This is a genomic window from Tautonia plasticadhaerens (assembly GCF_007752535.1).
GTDB classification, from domain to species: Bacteria; Planctomycetota; Planctomycetia; order Isosphaerales; family Isosphaeraceae; genus Tautonia; species Tautonia plasticadhaerens.
In genome coordinates, this window is record NZ_CP036426.1 from 1,540,478 (window position 1) to 1,559,619 (window position 19,142).

Below are 19,142 nucleotides of genomic sequence, written 5' to 3' on the forward strand. Positions count from 1 at the left end.
ATGGAGCCGATCTCGGCCGATCGCCTCGGGATGACCCGCCGGGAGGTGTTCCGACGCTCGGGCGTCGGCCTGGGGGCGATCGCGCTGGGCGAGCTGCTCGGCCGGGACAGTTCGGCCCTGGCGGGGGGGGCCCTGTCACCGAGGCCGACCCACTTGCCGCCTCGTGCGAAGCACGTCATCTTCCTGCACATGGTCGGCGCGCCGAGCCACCTCGACCTGTTCGAGCCGAAACCGACCCTGGTCGCGTACGACGGCGAGCCGTGCCCGGCGTCGCTGCTGGAGGGGCAGCGATTCGCGTTCCTGAGGGGGCATCCGAAGCTGCTCGGCACCCGGTTCCGGTTCGACCGGCACGGCGAGTCGGGGATCGAGCTGTCGGAGTTGCTGCCGAACCTGGGGACGGTGGCCGACGACCTGGCGATCATCAAGACGCTGAGGACCGAGGAATTCAACCATGGCCCCGCGCAACTGTTCCTCCAGACCGGCTTCGGCCGGTTCGGCCGGCCGAGCCTGGGGTCCTGGGTCAGCTACGGCCTCGGCACCGAGGGGGACGATCTGCCGAGCTTCGTGGTGATGCTCACCGGCAAGCTCGCCGGTGCCGGCAGCAGCCTCTGGGGCAGCGGGTTCCTGCCCACGGTGCACCAGGGGGTCGAATTCCGGGACGGGGGGGATCCGGTGCTGTTCCTCTCGAATCCGCCGGGCATGGACCGGGAAGATCGCCGGGCGATCCTCGACGGCATCCGGGAGCTGAACGAGCAGCAGTACGACACGGTCGGCGACCCGGAGATCGCCACCCGAATCTCGCAGTACGAGATGGCGTTCCGGATGCAGGCCTCGGTGCCGGAACTGGTCGACCTGTCCTCGGAGCCGGAACACGTCCACCGGTTCTACGGCTCGACGCCGGGGGGGGCGAGCTTCGCCGACCACTGCCTGATGGCCCGGAGGCTGGTCGAGCGCGGGGTCCGGTTCGTGCAGATCTACGATGCCGACTGGGACCACCACGGCAACCTGTTCCACGCCCTGCCGAGGAAGGCCCGCCAGGTCGACCGGGCGAGCGCCGCGCTGGTGCTCGACCTGAAGCGGCGGGGGCTGCTCGACGAGACGCTCGTGGTCTGGTCCGGCGAGTTCGGCCGCACGCCGATGCTCCAGGGGGACGGCGGCGAGAAGGCGGGTCGGGACCACCACAAGGACGCCTTCTGCGCCTGGATGGCCGGGGGGGGGATCCGGGGGGGGACGACCTACGGCCGGACCGACGACCTCGGCTATCACGCCGTCGAGGACCCGATGCACGTGAACGACTTCCACGCCACGATCCTCCACCTGCTCGGCCTCGATCACGCCCGGCTGACCTACCCCTACCAGGGACGCGACTTCCGCCTGACCGACGTGGGGGGCGTGGTGGCCTCGAAGCTCCTGGCCTGACGCTCCCCTCAATCTCAACCCGAGAGAACGGACGAACGTGAATCGAGCCATCGCCGCCCGATCGATCCTGCTGTGCGCCCTGCCGTTGCTGGCGGCCTCGCCGTCGTCGGCCCTCCAGTCGCCCCCCGCCCGGATCGACCCGGGGGGGATCCGGGGGGCGCTGGTCGTCGTCGGGGGGGGCCGCATCCCGGAGGAGGTCTCGAGTGCCTTCCGCCGCCTCGCCGGGGAGGAGGCGAGGCTGGTCGTCATCCCCACGGCCAGCGCCTCCGCCGACGAGCCGGGGGATGAACAGGAATGGATCGACCTGTGGCAGGGTCGCGGGTTCGACCGCGTCGTGGTCCTGCACACGAGGGACCGCGCGGTTGCGGACGACCCGGCGTTCTCGGCGCCGCTCGAGGACGCGACCGCCGTCTGGTTCGGCGGGGGGGACCAGTCCCGGATTTCGGAGGCGTACCTCGGGACCGGGGTCGAGCGGGCGGTGACCGACGTGCTCGGGCGGGGGGGCGTCGTCGGCGGCACGTCGGCCGGCGCGGCCATCCAGTCCCGATTGATGATCACGGGGGGGAACCCGGAGGCGACCACGGGGGAGGGGTTCGACCTGCTCCCGGACGCGGTCATCGACCAGCACTTCGTCGCCCGGGATCGGATGCCCCGGCTCCAGGGTGTGTTGCGGGCGAACCCGGGCAAGTTCGGGGTGGGGGTGGACGAGAGTACGGCGTTGGTGGTCCGGGGGCGCGACCTCACGGTGGTCGGCGAATCGACCGTGACGCTGCTGCTGCCCGCCTCCGGATCCCGCCCAGAGGAGGAGACGGTCCTCCGGGCCGGGGACGCCGCCGACCTGACCGCCCTCCGCAGGGCTGCCCGGGACCGCGCCGGCGAGGAATTCCCGCCCCAGACCATGGGCCCCCCTCGGGTGGAGGGTGGATCGCTGGTGATCGTCGGGGGCGGCGGGCTCCCCGACGAGGTGGTCCGCCGGTTCGTCGCGCTGGCGGGGGGCGCCGAGGCCCGAATCGTGATCGTCCCGACGGCCGCCGAGGGGCGGATCCCCGAGGATTCGGGCCGGGTGCCCGGCGTCGGGATGTTCGAGGAGCAGGGGGTGCGGTCGGTCGGCGTGCTGTACGGCCGAGATCCAGGGGAGGTCGAGACGCCCGAGCAGGTGGCGATGCTCCGTCGGGCCACCGGCGTCTGGTTCGGCGGCGGACGGCAGTGGCGGTTCGTCGACGCCTACGAGGGGACCGGGGTCGTCGAGCTGTTCCGGGACGTGCTCCGGCGCGGCGGGGTGATCGGCGGCAGCTCGGCCGGGGCGACGATCCAGGGGGAGTACCTCGTCCGGGGCAATCCGCTGGGGAATGCCGACATGATGGCCGACGGGTATGAACGCGGCTTCGCCTTCCTGCCCGGCGTGGCGATCGACCAGCACTTCGCGCAGCGGGACCGGTTCGGGGACCTCTCGGCGGTGGTCGACCGGTTCCCCCAGGTGCTCGGGATCGGCATCGACGAGGGGACGGCGCTGGTCGTCCGGGGGAGCGTGGGGGAGGTCGTCGGTGGGGGGAACGTCCACGTCTTCGACGGGTCCCGGGCGCATGCGCCGGGGGGTCGAGACTTCGAGACGATCGGGCCCGGGGGGCGCTTCGACCTGGCTCGTCGCGTCCGGGTCGATCCGGGCGAGGCCGCGGGGGGGCCGTGATCGGGCGAGGGGCCCGGTGCCCCCCGGACCTTACGGGATCGCCCGACTCGATCGGACCCGGCACGTCCGCGGCCCCGGAGGTGAGTCGGTCCGCTCGGGGATTGATTCGGGGCGGCCGGGGGCGATGATGGGCGATCGGGCCCGGACGAATCCCCGAGGAGGAGACGAATGATGGACCTGTGCTCGATCGCCCTGCTCGCGACGCTGGCCGCCGGGGCCGGGGTCGCACACCCCGGGACGGCCGAGGAGCCGCTGAAGGTGTGCCTGGTCTCCGGGTCCTGGGAGTACGACTCGGAGGCGTCACTCACCACCTTCTCCCGGTTCGTCGAGGCGAACTATCCCGCGCAATGCACCCTGATCCAGGCCGAGGCGGTCGACGACCTGCCCGGGCTCGAGACGCTCGACGAGTGCGACGTGGCCCTGTTCTTCACCCGACGGCTGACGATCGACGGCGATCAGCTCCGTCGGGTCAAGGCCTATGCCACCTCCGGTCGGCCGATCGTCGGCGTCCGGACGGCGAGCCACGGCTTCCAGAACTGGCTGGAGATGGATCCGGAGATCTTCGGGGGCAATTACCACGGCCACTACAAGAATGAGCTGACGACCGAGGTCGCCCTCGCCGAAGGGGCCGAGGGCCACCCCGCACTCGACGGGTTCCGGCCCTACACCTCCCGGGCGAGCCTGTACGAGGTGTCTCCGCTGGCGGGGGACTGCCGGGTCCTGCTCGTCGGCACCTCCCCCGAAGGCCGGGAGCCGCTCTGCTGGACGAGGGAACGCGACGGCGGCCGGGTCTTCTACACCTCCCTCGGCCACCAGGCCGACTTCGAGGAGGAGGCGTTCCTCGCGATGCTGGCGGACGCCCTCTTCTGGGCCGCCCGCGGGGAACCGGCCCCCCGGTGACCCGCCATCGGCCCCGGGATGCGGACGCTGGAGTCGCCCGGGGCGATCCGATAAACTTCGGAGTGGTCCGACCGCCAATCGCCCCGCCCGGGGTGGGCGGCCCGGATGGGCGCGGGTCCGCCCCGATCGGGCCCCGGCTTCGAAGGGGGACACGGCGATGAGCTTGACCTGGATCCGTCGGTGGGCGATCGGCCTGGCGGCCCTCGGGGCGATGGGGGACGGGGCCCCCGCCCAGGAGATCAGCGCGGCGTTGAGGGATCGGGTGGCCCAGCTGGTCGACCGGCTGGAGTCCGAGGACGGGGACGAACGCGACCAGGCCGAGGAGGCGCTGGTCAAGTTGGGGGCCCGGATCCTCCCGCTCCTGCCCGAGGCCGACGAGGACTCCGGCGACGACCTGCGGGAACGACTCTCCCGGATCCGGGCGTCGCTGGAGGGCGGGGCGAGCGAGAAGAACCTCGGCGCCTCGCTGGTGACGATCGTCGGCGAGGGGATCCGGCTCTCCGAGGTGCTCCAGGAGCTGCAACGGCAGTCGGGCAATCGCATCTCCGACCTCCGGGAACTGTACGGCCAGGACGCGACCAACCCGGCGCTGGACCTGCAACTCGAGGAGATGCCCTTCCTGGAGGCGCTCGACCGGGTGGCCGCCCAGGCGGGGCTGACCACCGCCTTCTTCACCGGGGACGAGACGATCGGCCTGCTCGCCGGCGGGGCGATGGGTGAGGAGATGGCCGAGGAGGGGGGCGAGGCCCCGACGGTCTATACCGGCCCGTTCCGGGTGACGCTCAACCAGGTCGCCTCGCAGCACGACCTGGCCACAGGGACGCGGTCGGCCAACGCCCAGATGGTCCTCGTCTGGGAGCCCCGGCTTCGGCCGATGCTGCTGACCCTGGACGTCTCCGACGTGGAGATCGTCGACGACCGGGGGGAGGCGGTCGAGCCGACGGTCACGGAGGAGTCCGGCACCGTGGTCCTCCGCCCCGAGAACCCGGCGGCCGAGATGAACCTGAACATGACCGCTCCCGATCGGTCGGCCCAGAAGCTGGGTCGCCTGAAGGTCCGGGCGACCGTCACGGTCCCGGCGGCCAACCAGGTCTTCCGGCTGGACCTGGCCGGGGCGGACGCCAAGGAGGAGCGGGGGCCCGTCTCGATCGCGGTCGGCGACGTCGAGGTCGACGGGTTCGTCTGGAAGGTCGACGTGGGGATCGAGTACGAGGGGGGATCCGAGGCGTTCGAGTCCTATCGCCAGGGGCTCTTCAACAACCGGATCTGGCTCCAGCGGCCCGACGGCTCCCGATTCGAGCACAACGGCGGGTTCAACCAGCTGGGCGCCTCGGACAATGCGATGGCCTTCGAATATCTGTTCGTCGACGCCCCGGGCGAGCCGTCCGACTACCAGCTCGTGTACGAGACCCCGGGGGCGGTGGCGACCATCCCCCTCGAATTCGAGTTCACCGACGTGCCGTTGCCCTGAGCGGTTCGGGTCGGGTCGGGCGGGGATGGCGTCCCGCCCGGCCGCCCCGCTCAATCCTCGAGGGCGGTCGTCGCCGACCCTTCCTTGAATTGCATGCGGTCGAGGCCGTATTTCTGGAGCTTCTGGGTCACACAGCGTCGCGAGAGCCCGCTGTGCCGGGCGCATCGGGCGACGTTCCCCTTGTACATCGCAAGCAGCTCGGAGAAATAGTCGCGCTCGACCTGGCTGATGGCCGCCTCGGTGACGTCGGGCAGGGGTCGGTCGAGGTCCAGGGGGGAGTCGGCCGGTCGGCGGTCGCCGGAGGACGGCGAGTCGGGGCGGGGGGCGACGTGGGGGGGCAGGTTGGCGCGGTGGATCATGGTGCCGTCGGCCAGGGCGACGGCGGCCTTGATCGCGTTCTCCAGCTCCCGGATGTTGCCCGGCCAGTCGTGCGAGTACAGGGCGTGCATCGCCTCGGGGTCGATCTCGGTGACCGGGGGCGTGCTCCGGCCGGCCAGCTTGTTGAGGAAGTGCAGGGCCAGCAGCGGGATGTCCTCCCGACGATCGCGCAGCGGCGGCAGCTCGATCGGGACGACCCGGAGCCGGTAGTAGAGGTCCGAGCGGAAGGCCCCCTGGCGGACCAGCTCGTCGAGCCGGCGGTTGCTGGCGGCGACGATCCGGACGTCGACCCCGACCGTCTCCGTGCCGCCGACCCGCTCGAAGCGGCCGGACTGCAACACCCGGAGAAGCTTGGCCTGCATGGCCGCGCTGATGTCGCCGATCTCGTCGAGGAAGAGCGTTCCGCCGTCGGCGGCCTCGAAGCGGCCGATCCGGCGGCGATCGGCCCCGGTGAAGGCCCCCTTCTCGTGGCCGAACAGCTCGGATTCCAGCAGCGAGTCGCTGAGCGCCGCGCAGTTCACGGGCACCCACTTCCCCTCCCGTCGGGTGCTGGCGGCGTGGATCGCCTGGGCGATAAGCTCCTTGCCGGTGCCGGTCTCGCCGTGGATCAGGACGGTCGAGCCAAGCGGGCCGACCTGCTCGATCAGGTCGAAGACCTGGCGCATCCGGTCGTTCTTGGAGACCATGTTGTGGAAGCTGTAGTCCTCCCGCATCTGCCGACGGAGGTGCTCCAGCTCGTCCTTCAGGCGACGCCGCTTCAACGTCCGCTCGACCAGCAGGAGCAGGCGGTCGGGCTCGAAGGGCTTGGAGACGAAGTCGTCGGCCCCGGCCTTCATCGCCGCCAGGGCGACCTGGGGGTCGCCGTAGCCGGTGACGACGATCACGCCGAAGGGGAGCCGTTCGGCCCGGACGTGCGAGAGCAGGTCCATGCCCCCGGTGCCGGGCATGTACAGATCCGTGATCATCAGGTGGATCGGCCGGGACCGGGCGATCTCCAGCGCCTCGGCCGCGGTGGCGACCGCTTCGACCTCGTGGTCTTCCCGGTCGAGCAGTAGCGTCAAGTATTCTCGGGTCAAATCCTCGTCATCGACGACCAGGATACGGCTCTTCATCGGTGGGCACTCCTTGCCGGGCGGGCCGGGGCCGGGTGGTGGGAATCCGATTCCATTCGGAGTCGGCCCCCGACGGGCAGCGGCGGCCGGAAACGGCGTGGCCTCGGCCCGAAGCTCCTGGTCGTCCCGGTCCTCATGGGGCTCTCAACGGGTGCATCGTCGGTCGGCGATGCGGGGGAGTCGGGGTCGGGGCGGGGGCCTCGGCCCGGCCAGGGTTAGGGGTCGGGGTCCTGAATTCCCCGCATGGCCCCCGAGTCCCGGAGGATGACCCGGAACTCCGACCGGCCCCGGTTCACGATGCGGAGGATCAGGTCGGCCCCGGGGGGGGCGACGGCGACCGCCTCCCGGAACGTGGCGAGCGAGGAGACCCGGCGATCGAGCACGTCGGTGATGACCATGCCGGGGCTCAATCCCCCGAGGTCGGCCGGGCCGCCGGGGACGGTCCCCACGATCACGAGACCCGAGACGCCCGGGTCGAGCCCGAATCGCTCGACCAGTTCGGCCGAGGGGGCGTCCAGCCTCAGCCCGAGGGCCGGGAACCGGCTCGGATCCCGGGAGGTCGGGGGATCGGGGAGCCGGATCGGGGGCGGGGCCGGATCAGGGGCCGTCGGCGAGGGCTCGACCCGGCCGATCGGGGGCCCGGCCGAGGCGATCGGCGCGATCCCAGCCTCGGCCATCGGGTCGGTCGGCTCGGGCCTGAGTTCCAGGTTCAATTGACTCGATCCCCGGAGGACGACCATCGGCAGGGGCTCGCCGATCGGGGCGAACTCGACGGCCGAGACGAGGCCGTCGGGCCCCGAAACCGGCCGATTGCCGACCGAGAGGATCAGGTCGTCGGGGAGCACTCCCCCCCGGTCGGCGGGGCCACTGGGCGCGACGGCGTCGACCCGGGCGGCGCCGGGGAGGCCGAGGGCGGCGACCAGCTCGGGGTCGGCGGCCGCGATGACGACGCCGATCGACGACCGCCGGACCCGGCCGAGGTCGCCGAGGTCCTCGGCCACCCTCCGGGCCCGATCGGAAGGGATGGCGAATCCGACGGCGTCGGGCCCCCCGGGGGTCGAGAGGGTGATCCCCACGAGCGCACCGGAGAGGTCGATCAGGGCGCCCCCGGAGGCGCCGGGGGGGATCGGGCGGTCGGTCCGGATCAGGTCCCGGGCCGATCCGGGGGAGGGGGCCCTTCCCGTCCCGGAGGCGACCCCGGCCGAGATCCACGGGCCGATCCCCGGGGGCCGGCCGAGGGCGAGCACCCAGGTCCCGGGGATGGGCGGGTCCGGGTCTCCCCACTCGACGACCCGGAGCGAGAGCCCCTGGGGGTCGATCGACACCAGGGCGAGGTCGCTCCGGGGGTCGCGTCGCACGTCGATCACGGGCCGGATCCGGCCGTCGGGCAATTCGACGAGGATCGAGCCGACGGCGTCCAGGGCCTCTGCGACGATCGAGTCGAGGGTGAGGATCAGGCCCCGATCGGCGTCGACGACGACCCCGGAACCGCCCTCAGGGGGACCCGGGGCGATCAGGCGACCGGGCATCGCGACGCCGGGCCCGATGGTGACGACGCCCGGCCCGGCGAGCCGGGCCGCCTCCCGAGTGGCGGCCGAGAGGAGATCGGCCCGGGGGCGGTCGTCGGCGAGCGAGGGGCACTGGGGCCCGACCCCGCAGGCGATGCCTAGCAGCGCCGCGAGGACGACGGGCCGTCGGGTCGGGATCGCCGAGCGTGCGGGGAGTCGCATCGATGGAATCCTTCCGACTCGGGAGCGACCCGGGGAGCACGTGGCTCCCCGGTCCTCGAGCGTCGCCCTGGCACCGGGAGGAGGGTCCGGGGTCGATGCGGCGACGGGGTCGTTCCGGGCCCCGACGGCGGCCTCCCACTATAGCGGAGGGCCCGGATCGATCCAAGAGACCAGGCCCATCAGCGGGGATCGGGCGCGGGGGCGGCGGGCCCCGGGGCCGGCTCCCCCCCGGGCAACGCGGGATCTTCGGGATCGACGACGACCATCACCTTCGGCATGACGAACGGCATCGCCTCGGTGCGCCTCCCGCCTTCGAGCGTGACCGCGACCGGCTCGGGGGAGGCGGGGTCGATGGCGATCGTCCGGACCTGCTCCCGGTCGCCCCCCTCGTGGGTGATCACCTCCAGCGTGGCGGACGTGATCGGCCGCTCCGGGTCGCTGACGACCGGGAGGACCCGGAAGGTGTACTCCCCGTCGAACCCCCGGGGGCAGACGTAGATCTCCTCGGCCTCGGACCCTCGGCCGTTCTTGACGAGGGCCCCCCCGAAGACGGTGCGGGGGGTGCGGAACTCGGCGGTGGCCCCGAGCGGCTCGTCGACGGCGAGGTCGAGGTCGCCGTAGCCGTCCCAGGTGAGGCGGGCGTAGAGGTCCCGGGGCTCGGCGGCCTCGACGCGGTCGACCAGGGCCTCGGCCTCCGGGGCCCGGCCCGCCTCCCGGAGCCGGTCGGCCAGGGCCAGGGCCCGGAGCCGGGCCTCGGACCGCCAGGCCTCGTCGACCCCGGGCCATCCCAGCGAGAACAGGCCCTCGACGGCCCGGGCCATCCGCTCGGGATCCAGGGTCCGCTCGGCCAGGTCGAGGGACTTGACGTGCGGCTCGGGCCGGTGGGGGAGGCGTTCGGCGGCGAGGTCGAGCAGCTCGGCGACCCGGACGACCTGGGTCTTTCCGCCCCCGAGGTCCACCTCGATCACGAAGATGTCCCGGGCGGCCATCAGGTCGACCACGGTCAACAGGTTCTCGGGAAAGCCCTGGTCTCCCGGCCGGCTCGCCAGGATGGCGGAGACACCCAGCGCCTGGCGGACGAACTGCGGCTCGGCCAGGTTGTACTCGAACGCGACGGCGAGCAACTCGTACATCCAGGGCTCCTTGACGGAGCCTGGCGCCTGGAGGTAGCCGCGCAGGGCGGCCTCGACGTCGAACATCAGGCCGTTCGCCTTCAGCTTGGCGACCTCGGTGAGGAGGTCCCGGGGGGTCTTCCCGCCCCCGGAGAAGAAGGCCAGCCAGCGGGACTCCTCCTCCTTCGTCGGCCGCCTCCGAGTCGGCCCGTCCAGGCCCCCATCGGCGGGGGCGATCGTCGGCGCATCGGCCCTGGGACGGAGGCCGGGGGAGTCGGCCCCGGGACGGACGACGGGGCCAGGGCCGCCCGGGACCTGTGGTCCCGATGCGGCCCGGCCCCGATCGGAGGGCAGAATCTGGGGGCCCTGGCTGGGATCAGGTCGACCCGATCCCAGCCCAGATTGCCTCAGTTGCTTTTTTTTTCCTCGAAGCTGGAGGCAGGGTCGTCCTGAGCGGTTACCGGGATGGACATCATCCCGCCGCCGCCCATGCCGCCCATGCCGCCGCCCATGCCGCCGCCCATGCCGCCCATGCCGCCGCCCATGCCGCCGCCGCCCATGCCGCCCATGCCGCCGCCGCCCATGCCGCCGCCCATGCCGCCCATGCCGCCGCCACCGCCGCCCGAGATGAGGGAGATGGGGATGATGGACAGGTCGGCGACGGGATAGACCCGGATCTCGGTGCCCCGGCGCTCGGAGCCCTTGGCGTTGATCTCCAGCAGGTCGTCATAGACGGTGTAGGTCAGGTCGAGCTGGTCGAGCATCAGCCGCAGGGTCGTCTTGAGCGGGATCCCTTCCAGGCTCATCTTGATGGGGGACTGGAGGCTCTGCTCGGCCTCCTGCAGGCCGATCTCGTCGACGTAGATGGGGATGCCATTGAGCAACTCCTCGTCGGCGGTGGCCTGGCGGATGTACTCCAGGGCATCGCCGAGCGGGGTGTCGGTGTCGAACGGCATCGAGATCGGCTGCTGCAGCTTGTCCTGGATCCGGAGGGTCAACGGCGAGCGGTCGACCAGGTCGACTTGCTCATAGCGGGCCATCCGGCGCTCGGAGAGCTCCCGGAAGACGTCGGCCGGGGGGTACTCGATGGTGATCGTGTCGGGGAAGGGGACTGCGGCCCGGTCGACGTCGAGCATCGTCGCCATGTAGCGGAACTCCTTCAGCTCCTCGTACGACCGGGTCTGCGAGAGGAACCCGAGGGCCGTGGAGACGATGAGGCCGGCCCGGGGGGCGGTCTCGTTCGGGAGCAGGGCGTTGGCCGACTGGGCCAGCAGCCGGGCGTCGAAGAACGGCTGGCTGTTCTCGACGATGTCGCCGGTGCCGCGCTTGTCGAGGAGGTTGAAGACGCCCTCGTTCATCAGGGTGTCGAACTGGGTCATCAGCTCCCGGACGTTCTGCTGGGTCCGGAGCAGGGCGCCGACGGCCGCCGTCTCGCGCTGGGCGGCCGTTTCGAGCCGGATCAGCTCGGCCTGGCGGTTGGCCAGCTCCTCCGCCCGTCGGATGGTCGAGAGCAGCTCGACCTGCAACTCGCGTCGGAGCTGCTCGACGGTGCCGGGTGTGACCTGGTCGGCCGAGTCGAGGGCGGTCAGGGCCAGGCGGAGGACCTGCTCGGCGGCCTCGGGCTGGTTCTGGCGGAGCAGGCCGCGGGCCTGGTCGATCCGGCCCCGGATGTCGGAGCTGAGCTGCTGCTGGAGGACCTGCTGGAGTTCTCGGGCGCGTTCGATGCTCGCCGCGCCCTCGGGGCTCAGGGTGCCCGGGGCGGTGGGGAGCTCCTCATCCTGGATGCGGAGGGCGACTTGCCGGATCGCCTCGTCGGCCGCTCGGCTGGCCGGATCCAGCTCCAGGGCCTTCCGGAAGAAGCGATCGGCCTGGTCGAGCTGGCCCTGGGACTCGGCCTGTCGGCCGAGGTCGACCAGTTGCCGGGAGAGGTCCTCGGCGGGGGCGCCGGCCAGGGCGGTCGCCCCGCTCAGCAGGCAGCCGAGCAGGGTGGACGGCCCGGCCCCTTTCCACAGTCGAATGGTTCGGGACATGAGTCGATGATCTCCGGTGCTAGCGGGTGCCGGCGAGTTGGGGACCGGTACGGGCGCGATGGGAACGTCCTGGAGGTGTCGGGCGCCGCCTCCGCGTCTCGGCCGGGAGCGTCTGGGATCCCCCGTTCCGTCCTCGCGGCGCGATCGAGCCGGTTGGGGCGGCTTCGGTCCTGTTGCGCCCCCGGGTCCCGGGGGGCTGGTCGGGCGGGCCGCCGCTCGTCTCGGTCCATTATGCCACACGGGCCACGGTCCCGCGCGAGGCTCGGCCGGTGCGGCCCGGAATCACCCCCTGGGGTCGTCCATTGACAAGAAGGCCCGATGACCTAGAGACCCATAGGGGCCTCGCGAGACGGGACGCGTTTCGGCCGGTACGGTCGATCCCACGGGGCGAGCGAGCGGGGCCCGATCGCAACCAGGACCCCGACGGGGGGCCGCAGCGGCGGCGCCGAGTCGGGGCAGCGGAGGGACGCGGCCGATGGCCGACAACGATTCGACGCCGAGGGGAGGGGCCGAATTCGATTTCGAAGCCTACCCCGATGACACGTGCTTCCACGAGCGACGCACCCCCCCTCCCGACGCGAAGCCGGTGAAGAAGGAGCGGCGGAGGCGGATCGACCCCACCACCTTCGAGAAGCAGTATTCCCGCGACGAGCTCGAATTCATGAACGCCATGCAGCGGTACAAGATGCGCACCGGGAAGGCCTTCCCCTCCTACGGCGAGGTGCTCGAGGTGGCCAAGCGGATCGGGTATGAGAAGACCGGGGAGACCTCGGACATCCCGGGGATCGGCTGAGCGACGCCCGGGCCCGCCAGGGACCGGGCGTCCAGGCGGCAACCGGTGTAGATGCCTAACTTACTTTCTCCCAACGAGAAACGGCCCGGGAGCCTGATAGGCTTCCGGGCCGTCTTCGTTGCACCGCCCGATCCGGATCGATCCCTCGCGGCGCGGCCCGTGGGCACCCCGCGGAGGTCGGCCCGCCCCGGCCTCAGGGACTCGGGGAGACGGTCGGGGTCGCAGTCTGGACCAGCGCCAGCCAGGCCTGGAGGGCCTGTCCGGTGAGCCGGACCGCCTGGGAGAACCCCGGCCCCTCCGTCCCGGAGGGGGAGACACCCGGATCCTCGGATGCCCCGCCGGCGGACGAGTCCGCCGTCGAAGCGAGGAGGGGGGCCTCGTCGTCGAGGACGACCTCGGACGCGAAGGCCGGACCGGCGAAGCCGGTGGCCGTCGCCCCGATCGGATCGACCTCGGGATCGGACGAGTCGGAATCTCCGCCCGCCCAGAGGGCGAGCGTCGCCGGCTCGGACAGCCCGTCGGCCCAGCGGTTCAGGGCGTCGGCGAACTCGGGGCCATGGGACACATCGTCAACACCCGCGACGAGTTGCGATGAATCCTCCGGTTCCTCCGCCCGCGCGATCGCCACATCGGCCGCGAAGGCCGACACGACATCCTCGATCACCGTGGCGAAGGCCGCGTCGTCCGAGGGCAGGGCCTCGGCCTCGCAGGCCGGCGGGGAGGGGGACGGGACGTCCTCTACCTCGACGAGCGCGATGCCGTGCCTCGCCTCGAACTCGGCGACCCTCGTGTGCCACCAAGTTCGTCCCGAGTGGGTCCAGGCGTCCACGTCGATGCCCGAAGGCAGGTCGAACCCAAGGGCCGCCACGGCACCCACCAGGAGGAAGCGGAGCGTCATTCAGGAAATCTCCTGCTCACGGTTCAGGCCGTCGGTCGTCTGCGACAGGAACTCGGATCTGGCCCGTCCGGGGACGGACTTTCTCCGCGTCGCGTCGAGTTTATCGGCGGGGCAAGACGCGGGCCTTGAGCGGATCTTCCCGGGTCGAGGCGGTTTCGCGTTGGCCGATCGGCCGATTCGCCTTAAGATGCGCGGGCCTCAGGGAGGTGGAGGAGGGCTGGCGGGGTCGCGCCGGGCCGAAGTGGGCAGGGGAGTACCAGGGGATGGGCAAGACGGTCCTCGTCACCGGAGCGGGCGGGTTCATCGGCAGCCACCTGGTGGAGCGGCTCGTCCGCGGCGGCCACTCGGTCCGGGCGTTCGTCCGCTACAACGGCCGGGACGACCGGGGCCACCTCGACGCCCTCCCCGTCGAGCTGTCGCGGGAGCTCGAGGTGCATCGGGGCGACCTGAAGGACCCGGAAGCCGTCCGCAAGGCCGTCAAGGGGCGGGAATGGGTCTTCCACCTGGGGGCCTCGATCGCGATCCCCTATTCGTACGAGAATCCGCTCGACGTGGCGCAAATCAACGTGATCGGCACGGCCCACGTCCTCGACGCCTGCCGGGACAGCGAGGCGCTGGGCCGGGTGGTGCTGACCTCCACCTCCGAGGTCTACGGGACGGCCCAGCGGGTGCCGATCGACGAGTCGCACCCGTTGCAGCCGCAGTCGCCGTACGCGGCGAGCAAGGTCGGGTCCGATGCGCTGGGGTTGAGCTACCACCGGTCCTTCGGGCTGCCGGTGGCGGTGTTGCGGCCGTTCAACACGTTCGGCCCCCGGCAGTCGGCCCGGGCGATCATCCCGACGATCATCAGCCAGGCGTTGACGCGGCCGGTGGTCCGGCTCGGCAGCCTCGACCCGAGGCGGGACCTGACGTACGTGAAGGACACGGCGGGCGGGTTCGAGGCGATCGCCTCCTGCGACCCCGCCATCGGCCGGGTGGTGAACATCGGCCGCGGGGACGACGTGTCGATCGGCGAGCTGGTCGAGCGGATCGGCGGGAGGATCGGCAAGGAGCTGCGGGTCGAGGCCGATCCCCGCCGCGTCCGCCCCCCGGCGAGCGAGGTCGGTCGCCTGCTCGCCGGCACCGAGTTGGCCGCCGAGCTCTGGGGCTGGGAGCCGTCCTATTCGCTCGATCAGGGGCTCGACGAGACGATCGCCTGGGTCGGCGAGAACCTCCGGCGGTTCCGGGTCGACGACTATACGACCTGACCCAGGGGCTTCGATTGCGGGCTGCCGGCGGGACGACCTAGAATACACGGTTTGCCCGACGCCCGACGCGGAGCCCGCCATGGATCTGGACTGGTCGCCCCTGTCCGAGCTGATCGCCTCCCACGATCGGTTCCTGCTTACGACCCACGTGAGGCCCGACGGCGACGCGCTCGGCTCGGAGGTCGGGCTCGCCGGCCTGCTGGAGCAGCGGGGAAAGCACGTCCGGGTCGTCAATTCCAGCCCGACGCCGCCCCGGTACGACTTCCTCGCGCCCCGGGCCCGGTTCTTCGAGCGCTTCGCCGAGGTGAGGGCCGACAACCTGGCCGACCGCCAGGCGATGGTGATCCTCGACCTGTCGAGCTGGTCGCAGCTGGGGGACATGGTCGAGTTCGTCCGGGGATTCGCCGGGCCGAAGCTGGTGATCGACCACCACGTCTCCGAGGACGACCTGGGGGCCGTGATCCTCAAGGACGTGACCGCCGAGGCGACCGGCACGCTGGTCCTCCGGGCCTGCCGGGCTCTGGGGGCGGCCGTCTCGCCGGTGATGGCCACCGCCCTGATGACGGCGATCGCCATGGATACCGGCTGGTTCCGGCACTCCAACGTCTCCCCCTCGACGATGCGGGACGCCGCCGAGCTGGCCGAGCACGGGGCGCCGATCCACGGCGTCTACCGGCTCCTGTTCGAGCGCAACACCCCGGGGCGGATGAAGCTGGTCGGTCGGGCCCTCTCGGGCCTGACCCTGGCGATCGACGGCCGTGTGGCCCACGCGAGCGTGACCCGGGACGACCTGATCAAGGCCGGGGCGATCCCCTCGGATACCGAGGACCTGATCGACCTGCTGGCGGGGATCTCGGGGGTCGAGGTCGCCATGCTGCTGATCGAGCAGCCGAAGGGGGGGGTGAAGGTGAGCCTCCGCTCCCGGAGCGAGCTCGACGTGGCCGAGCTCGCCGGCCGGTTCGGCGGCGGCGGCCATCGGGCCGCGGCCGGGGCCCAGATGCCCGACCCGCTCTCCGACTCCCGGGAGCGGGTGCTCAGGGCGCTCCGCCCGATGATGGGCGTCGCGGTCACCCCCTGACCCGGCCCGGGGCAGGAGTCCCACGAAACCCCCACGGGCCCGGGGACGAGGCGGGGGAGCCCGATCGGTCCCGAGGCCGCCCCTTCCGCGCGGGATCCGGTCGCCCCCTGGCACATCCCGGGCCGTCCCCGTAAGATCCGAAGAAGGATCGCGCGAGAAGGGGGGCCGGGGCCCCCTCATTCCGAGTCGCGACCCTCCCCCCCGGCCCCGGATCGGCCCCTCGCCGATCGGGCCGCCCTCCCCGGACCGGCCTCGCCGCCGAGCCGGATCGCATCGGTCCGTCCGCCCGTTGCTTCCCCCCGCCCCGGCACTCCCCGCCCGCCGGAGAGACCGAGAACCCATGAATCGCCGCGATTGGTTCCGCTACGGGACGGCCGGGCTCAAGGGCCTGATCGCCCTGACCCTGGCCGTGCCGGGTGCGGCCTACCTGCTGACCCCCCTGCTCAAGCGACGCGAGGACGACGCCGAGTTCCGCCGGCTGGCCCGGCTGGGAGATCTCGCCGTCGGCGAGCCGAGGTCGTTCTCAATCGTCGAGGAGCAGCGGGACGCCTGGGTCACCTACCCCGCCACGCCGATCGGCACGGTCTGGCTGGTCCGCCAGCCGGCGGGGGCCGACGAGCCGGTGCTCGCGCTCTCGGCCGAATGCCCGCACCTGGCCTGCAAGATCAAGCAGTCGGGGGACGGCCGGGGGTTTGTCTGCCCCTGCCACGCCAGCATCTTCGGGATCGACGGCGCCCGGGTGAACGCGATCTCCCCCCGGGGGATGGATCGCCTGGAGGTCGCCCCGGTCGACCCGGACGACCCCAACTCCGAGATCCGGGTGAAGTTCCGGCGCTTCCGCACCGGGACCGAGGAGAGGATCCCCCTTGCGTAACCACAGCCGATTCTCCGAGTGGGTCGACGAGCGGACCGGGCTGGTCTCGTTCCTCGGCCGGACGTCCGAGGAGCCGGTCCGGGGGGGGGCGGGGCTGCGCCACGTCTTCGGCTCGGCGCTGGCCGGCGCGTTCCTGATTCAGCTCGTCACCGGCCTGCTGCTGATGACCTCGTATGTGCCGTCGTCTTCCCACGCCTGGGGGAGCGTCTGGTACATCGACAACCAGATGGCCCTGGGCTGGGTGATCCGGGGCCTGCACCATTTCGGCTCCTCCGCCGTGGTGGTCCTGCTGGCGATGCACCTGGTCCAGACGATCCTGCTGGCCGCCTACCGGTCCCCCCGGGAGTTCAACTGGTGGCTCGGCCTGGTGATGATGTTCGCCGCGCTCGGGCTGGCGCTGACCGGCTACCTGCTGCCCTGGGACCAGAAGGGGTACTGGGCGACGCGGGTGGCCACGAACATCGCCGGGACTACTCCCGTGATCGGCCCGCTGGCCCAGCGGGTGCTCGTCGGCGGCATCGAGTACGGCAATCAGACCCTGACGAGGCTCTACGGCTTGCACGTGGGGGTCTTCCCGATGGTGCTCGTGCTCGGCCTGCTCGGGCACTGGGCCCTGGCACGCCGCCACGGCCTGTCGGGGAGGGGGCGCCCCGGGAAGGACGACACGTATTCCCCGGCGCAGGCGTTCTACAACCTGCTGGCGATCGCGCTGGTGCTGGGCATCCTGCTGACGATCGTCCTCGTCAACGGGGGTGCCGGCCTGGAGGCCCCCGCGGATCCGTCGGGGACGGACTACCCGGCCCGCCCGGAGTGGTACTTCCTCGCGCTGTATCAGCTGCTCAACGAGTTCGACAGCGACACCGAGATCATCGGCACGATGGTCATCCCCGGGGCGATCGTGACGCTCCTCTTCCTGCTGCCGGTGCTCGACCGCCTGTTCCCGAGGCGGCTGGTCCACTTCGGGGCCTGCGCGATGATCTTCGTCGTGCTCGGCGGCGCCGGGGCGCTGATGACCAAGGCGCTGCTGGCCGACCGCGGGGACGCCGCCTTCGTCCTCGCCCGCCTGGAGGCGGACCGCCATCGAGAGCGGGCCGATGCCCTGGCCGAGGCCGCCGGCCTCCCCCCCGAGGGGGCGGGCTACCTGATGGCCCGGGATCCGCTCTCCCGGGGGATGGATCTGCTGGAGGCCAACTGCCTGAGCTGCCATGCCTACGCCGGCGAGGGCCGGGTCCAGGTCCAGGTGGCCCAGCCGACGGCCGATCAGCTCCTGCTGGTCGACCCGGCCCGGCTCTCCGGGGTGGCGGCGGATCTGCCGGACGCGGTCCTCCGGCGGGTCGCATTCGCCGTCCCGAAGGAGTTCGATCCGAGATCGGCCGAACGCGAGGAGACCACCCCGGGATCGACCCTCTATCGAGTCGAGGGGATCAACGCCCAGGGGGAGCGGGTCGTCGCCGAGACGTCCCTGGGGGACGATCATGTCGTCGTCTCGACCCACAGCGTCCAGTCCGCCTCCGACCTGAAGGGGTTCGGCACCCGGGCCTGGCTCCGGGGCCTGCTGGAGGACCCGTCGTCTCCGCGGTACTTCGGCCTGGTCCCGCAATGCGGCGGCATGGCCTCCTGGAAGGAGTCCTCGAAGCTGACCCCCGGGCAGCTGGACGAGGTCGCCGATTTCTTCGATGAGCACGTGATCCCCGCCACCCCCGGCCTCTCGGCGGCGGCCTGGGAGCTGCAATTCGCGGAGGCCGAGGAGCCGCCCCCCGGCTACCAGCATTTCATCAACGAGTGCGCGGATTGCCACCTGTGGGGGCTGGGCGGGGCGGACTCCACCGGGGTCGACTCGCCGAACGTCTACGGCTGGGGGTCGCCGACCTGGATCCGCCGGATGATCGAGGAGCCCGGCGCCCGGGATCTCTACGGCTACCTCGCCGACCATGAGCAGATGCCGGGCTTCGAGGGGCAGCTCACCGAGGCGGATCTGGGCGTCATCATCCGGCTCCTCAGGGGGGAGTACCTGCCGGCCGATCGATCGAGCGGCCCCTCGGCCGAGGGGACCCCCGCCGTGATCGAGGGCCTGGAGGCCTCCCGGGCCGATTGAGCCGGGGCCGAGACGGACCCGACGGCCGGAGGGCCCGGCCGGTGCGCCCCTGTGCACCGGCCGGGCCCTTCTCATTTTCTCCGAGTCGCTCCCGAGGTGGACGCCGGGACGCCCTGCAAGGCCCGGGGCCGCGCCGCCCGAGGATGCGGAGCTTGCCCGGTCACCCCTCGTTTACCTTGGCGGGCCTCGGCCCTGCGCACCCACCTTCCCGATCCCGGCCGCACTGCGCAATCGGGCTCGCGACGGCCGAAAACTGTTGGAATCGGCCCGCGGGGGACGATAGACTCCGCCTCGCTCGATCGGGTTCGTCAAGGCGAA

14 protein-coding genes are annotated in these 19,142 nt (G+C 72.0%); 9 read left to right on the forward strand and 5 right to left on the reverse strand.

Annotated features, from left to right (window positions below; genetic code table 11):
• The 4 genes from ElP_RS05940 to ElP_RS05955 all read left to right on the forward strand — a co-directional run bounded on the left by ElP_RS05940 (position 1) and on the right by ElP_RS05955 (position 5,477).
• Positions 1-1,419, forward strand: coding sequence for a DUF1501 domain-containing protein (locus ElP_RS05940; RefSeq protein WP_145267744.1), 1,419 nt, complete (start codon positions 1-3; stop codon positions 1,417-1,419).
• 37 nt (positions 1,420-1,456) lie between these two features.
• Positions 1,457-3,106, forward strand: coding sequence for a cyanophycinase (locus ElP_RS05945; protein WP_145267745.1), 1,650 nt, complete (start codon positions 1,457-1,459; stop codon positions 3,104-3,106).
• Positions 3,107-3,274: 168 nt separating this feature from the next.
• A complete protein-coding gene (locus tag ElP_RS05950) occupies positions 3,275-4,006 on the forward strand; it encodes a ThuA domain-containing protein (protein ID WP_145267746.1) in 732 nt (243 codons plus the stop codon).
• Positions 4,007-4,163: 157 nt separating this feature from the next.
• Positions 4,164-5,477: a hypothetical protein gene (locus ElP_RS05955; RefSeq protein ID WP_145267747.1), complete on the forward strand. Its 1,314-nt coding sequence runs from the start codon at positions 4,164-4,166 to the stop codon at positions 5,475-5,477.
• Between the two features lie 50 nt (positions 5,478-5,527).
• On the opposite strand, the gene ElP_RS05960 is transcribed toward ElP_RS05955, so the two are convergent.
• The 4 genes from ElP_RS05960 to ElP_RS05975 all read right to left on the reverse strand — a co-directional run bounded on the left by ElP_RS05960 (position 5,528) and on the right by ElP_RS05975 (position 11,839).
• Positions 5,528-6,967, reverse strand: a complete 1,440-nt coding sequence (locus tag ElP_RS05960) for a sigma-54-dependent transcriptional regulator (RefSeq protein ID WP_145267748.1) — start codon at positions 6,965-6,967, stop codon at positions 5,528-5,530.
• A gap of 215 nt (positions 6,968-7,182) precedes the next feature.
• Positions 7,183-8,697, reverse strand: coding sequence for a trypsin-like peptidase domain-containing protein (locus tag ElP_RS05965; RefSeq protein WP_145267749.1), 1,515 nt, complete (start codon positions 8,695-8,697; stop codon positions 7,183-7,185).
• Between the two features lie 179 nt (positions 8,698-8,876).
• Complete coding sequence (locus ElP_RS37665; RefSeq protein WP_197446743.1) at positions 8,877-9,896, reverse strand: hypothetical protein; 1,020 nt, start codon at positions 9,894-9,896, stop codon at positions 8,877-8,879.
• A 320-nt stretch (positions 9,897-10,216) separates the two neighbouring features.
• The gene (locus tag ElP_RS05975; protein WP_145267750.1) at positions 10,217-11,839 is read right to left on the reverse strand and encodes a hypothetical protein; all 1,623 of its coding nucleotides are present in this window, start codon (positions 11,837-11,839) and stop codon (positions 10,217-10,219) included.
• A gap of 475 nt (positions 11,840-12,314) precedes the next feature.
• Here ElP_RS05975 and ElP_RS05980 point away from each other — a divergent pair, with 475 nt between their 5' ends.
• Positions 12,315-12,632, forward strand: a complete 318-nt coding sequence (locus tag ElP_RS05980; RefSeq protein WP_145267751.1) for a hypothetical protein — start codon at positions 12,315-12,317, stop codon at positions 12,630-12,632.
• Positions 12,633-12,825: 193 nt separating this feature from the next.
• Here ElP_RS05980 and ElP_RS05985 read toward each other — a convergent pair whose 3' ends face one another.
• Positions 12,826-13,530 (reverse strand): hypothetical protein, encoded by a 705-nt coding sequence (locus ElP_RS05985; RefSeq protein ID WP_145267752.1) that lies wholly within the window; start codon positions 13,528-13,530, stop codon positions 12,826-12,828.
• A 263-nt stretch (positions 13,531-13,793) separates the two neighbouring features.
• Between ElP_RS05985 and ElP_RS05990 the strand changes: the two genes are divergently transcribed.
• The 4 genes from ElP_RS05990 to ElP_RS06005 all read left to right on the forward strand — a co-directional run bounded on the left by ElP_RS05990 (position 13,794) and on the right by ElP_RS06005 (position 18,824).
• The gene (locus tag ElP_RS05990; protein WP_145267753.1) at positions 13,794-14,777 is read left to right on the forward strand and encodes a GDP-mannose 4,6-dehydratase; all 984 of its coding nucleotides are present in this window, start codon (positions 13,794-13,796) and stop codon (positions 14,775-14,777) included.
• 79 nt (positions 14,778-14,856) lie between these two features.
• Entirely contained in the window at positions 14,857-15,855 is a 999-nt protein-coding gene (locus ElP_RS05995) for a DHH family phosphoesterase (RefSeq protein ID WP_145267754.1), read from the forward strand.
• Between the two features lie 340 nt (positions 15,856-16,195).
• Positions 16,196-16,729, forward strand: a complete 534-nt coding sequence (locus ElP_RS06000; RefSeq protein WP_145267755.1) for a QcrA and Rieske domain-containing protein — start codon at positions 16,196-16,198, stop codon at positions 16,727-16,729.
• Positions 16,722-18,824, forward strand: coding sequence for a cytochrome b N-terminal domain-containing protein (locus ElP_RS06005; protein ID WP_145267756.1), 2,103 nt, complete (start codon positions 16,722-16,724; stop codon positions 18,822-18,824). The genes ElP_RS06000 and ElP_RS06005 overlap by 8 nt, the downstream gene beginning before the upstream one ends.
• Positions 18,825-19,142 lie beyond the last annotated feature (318 nt).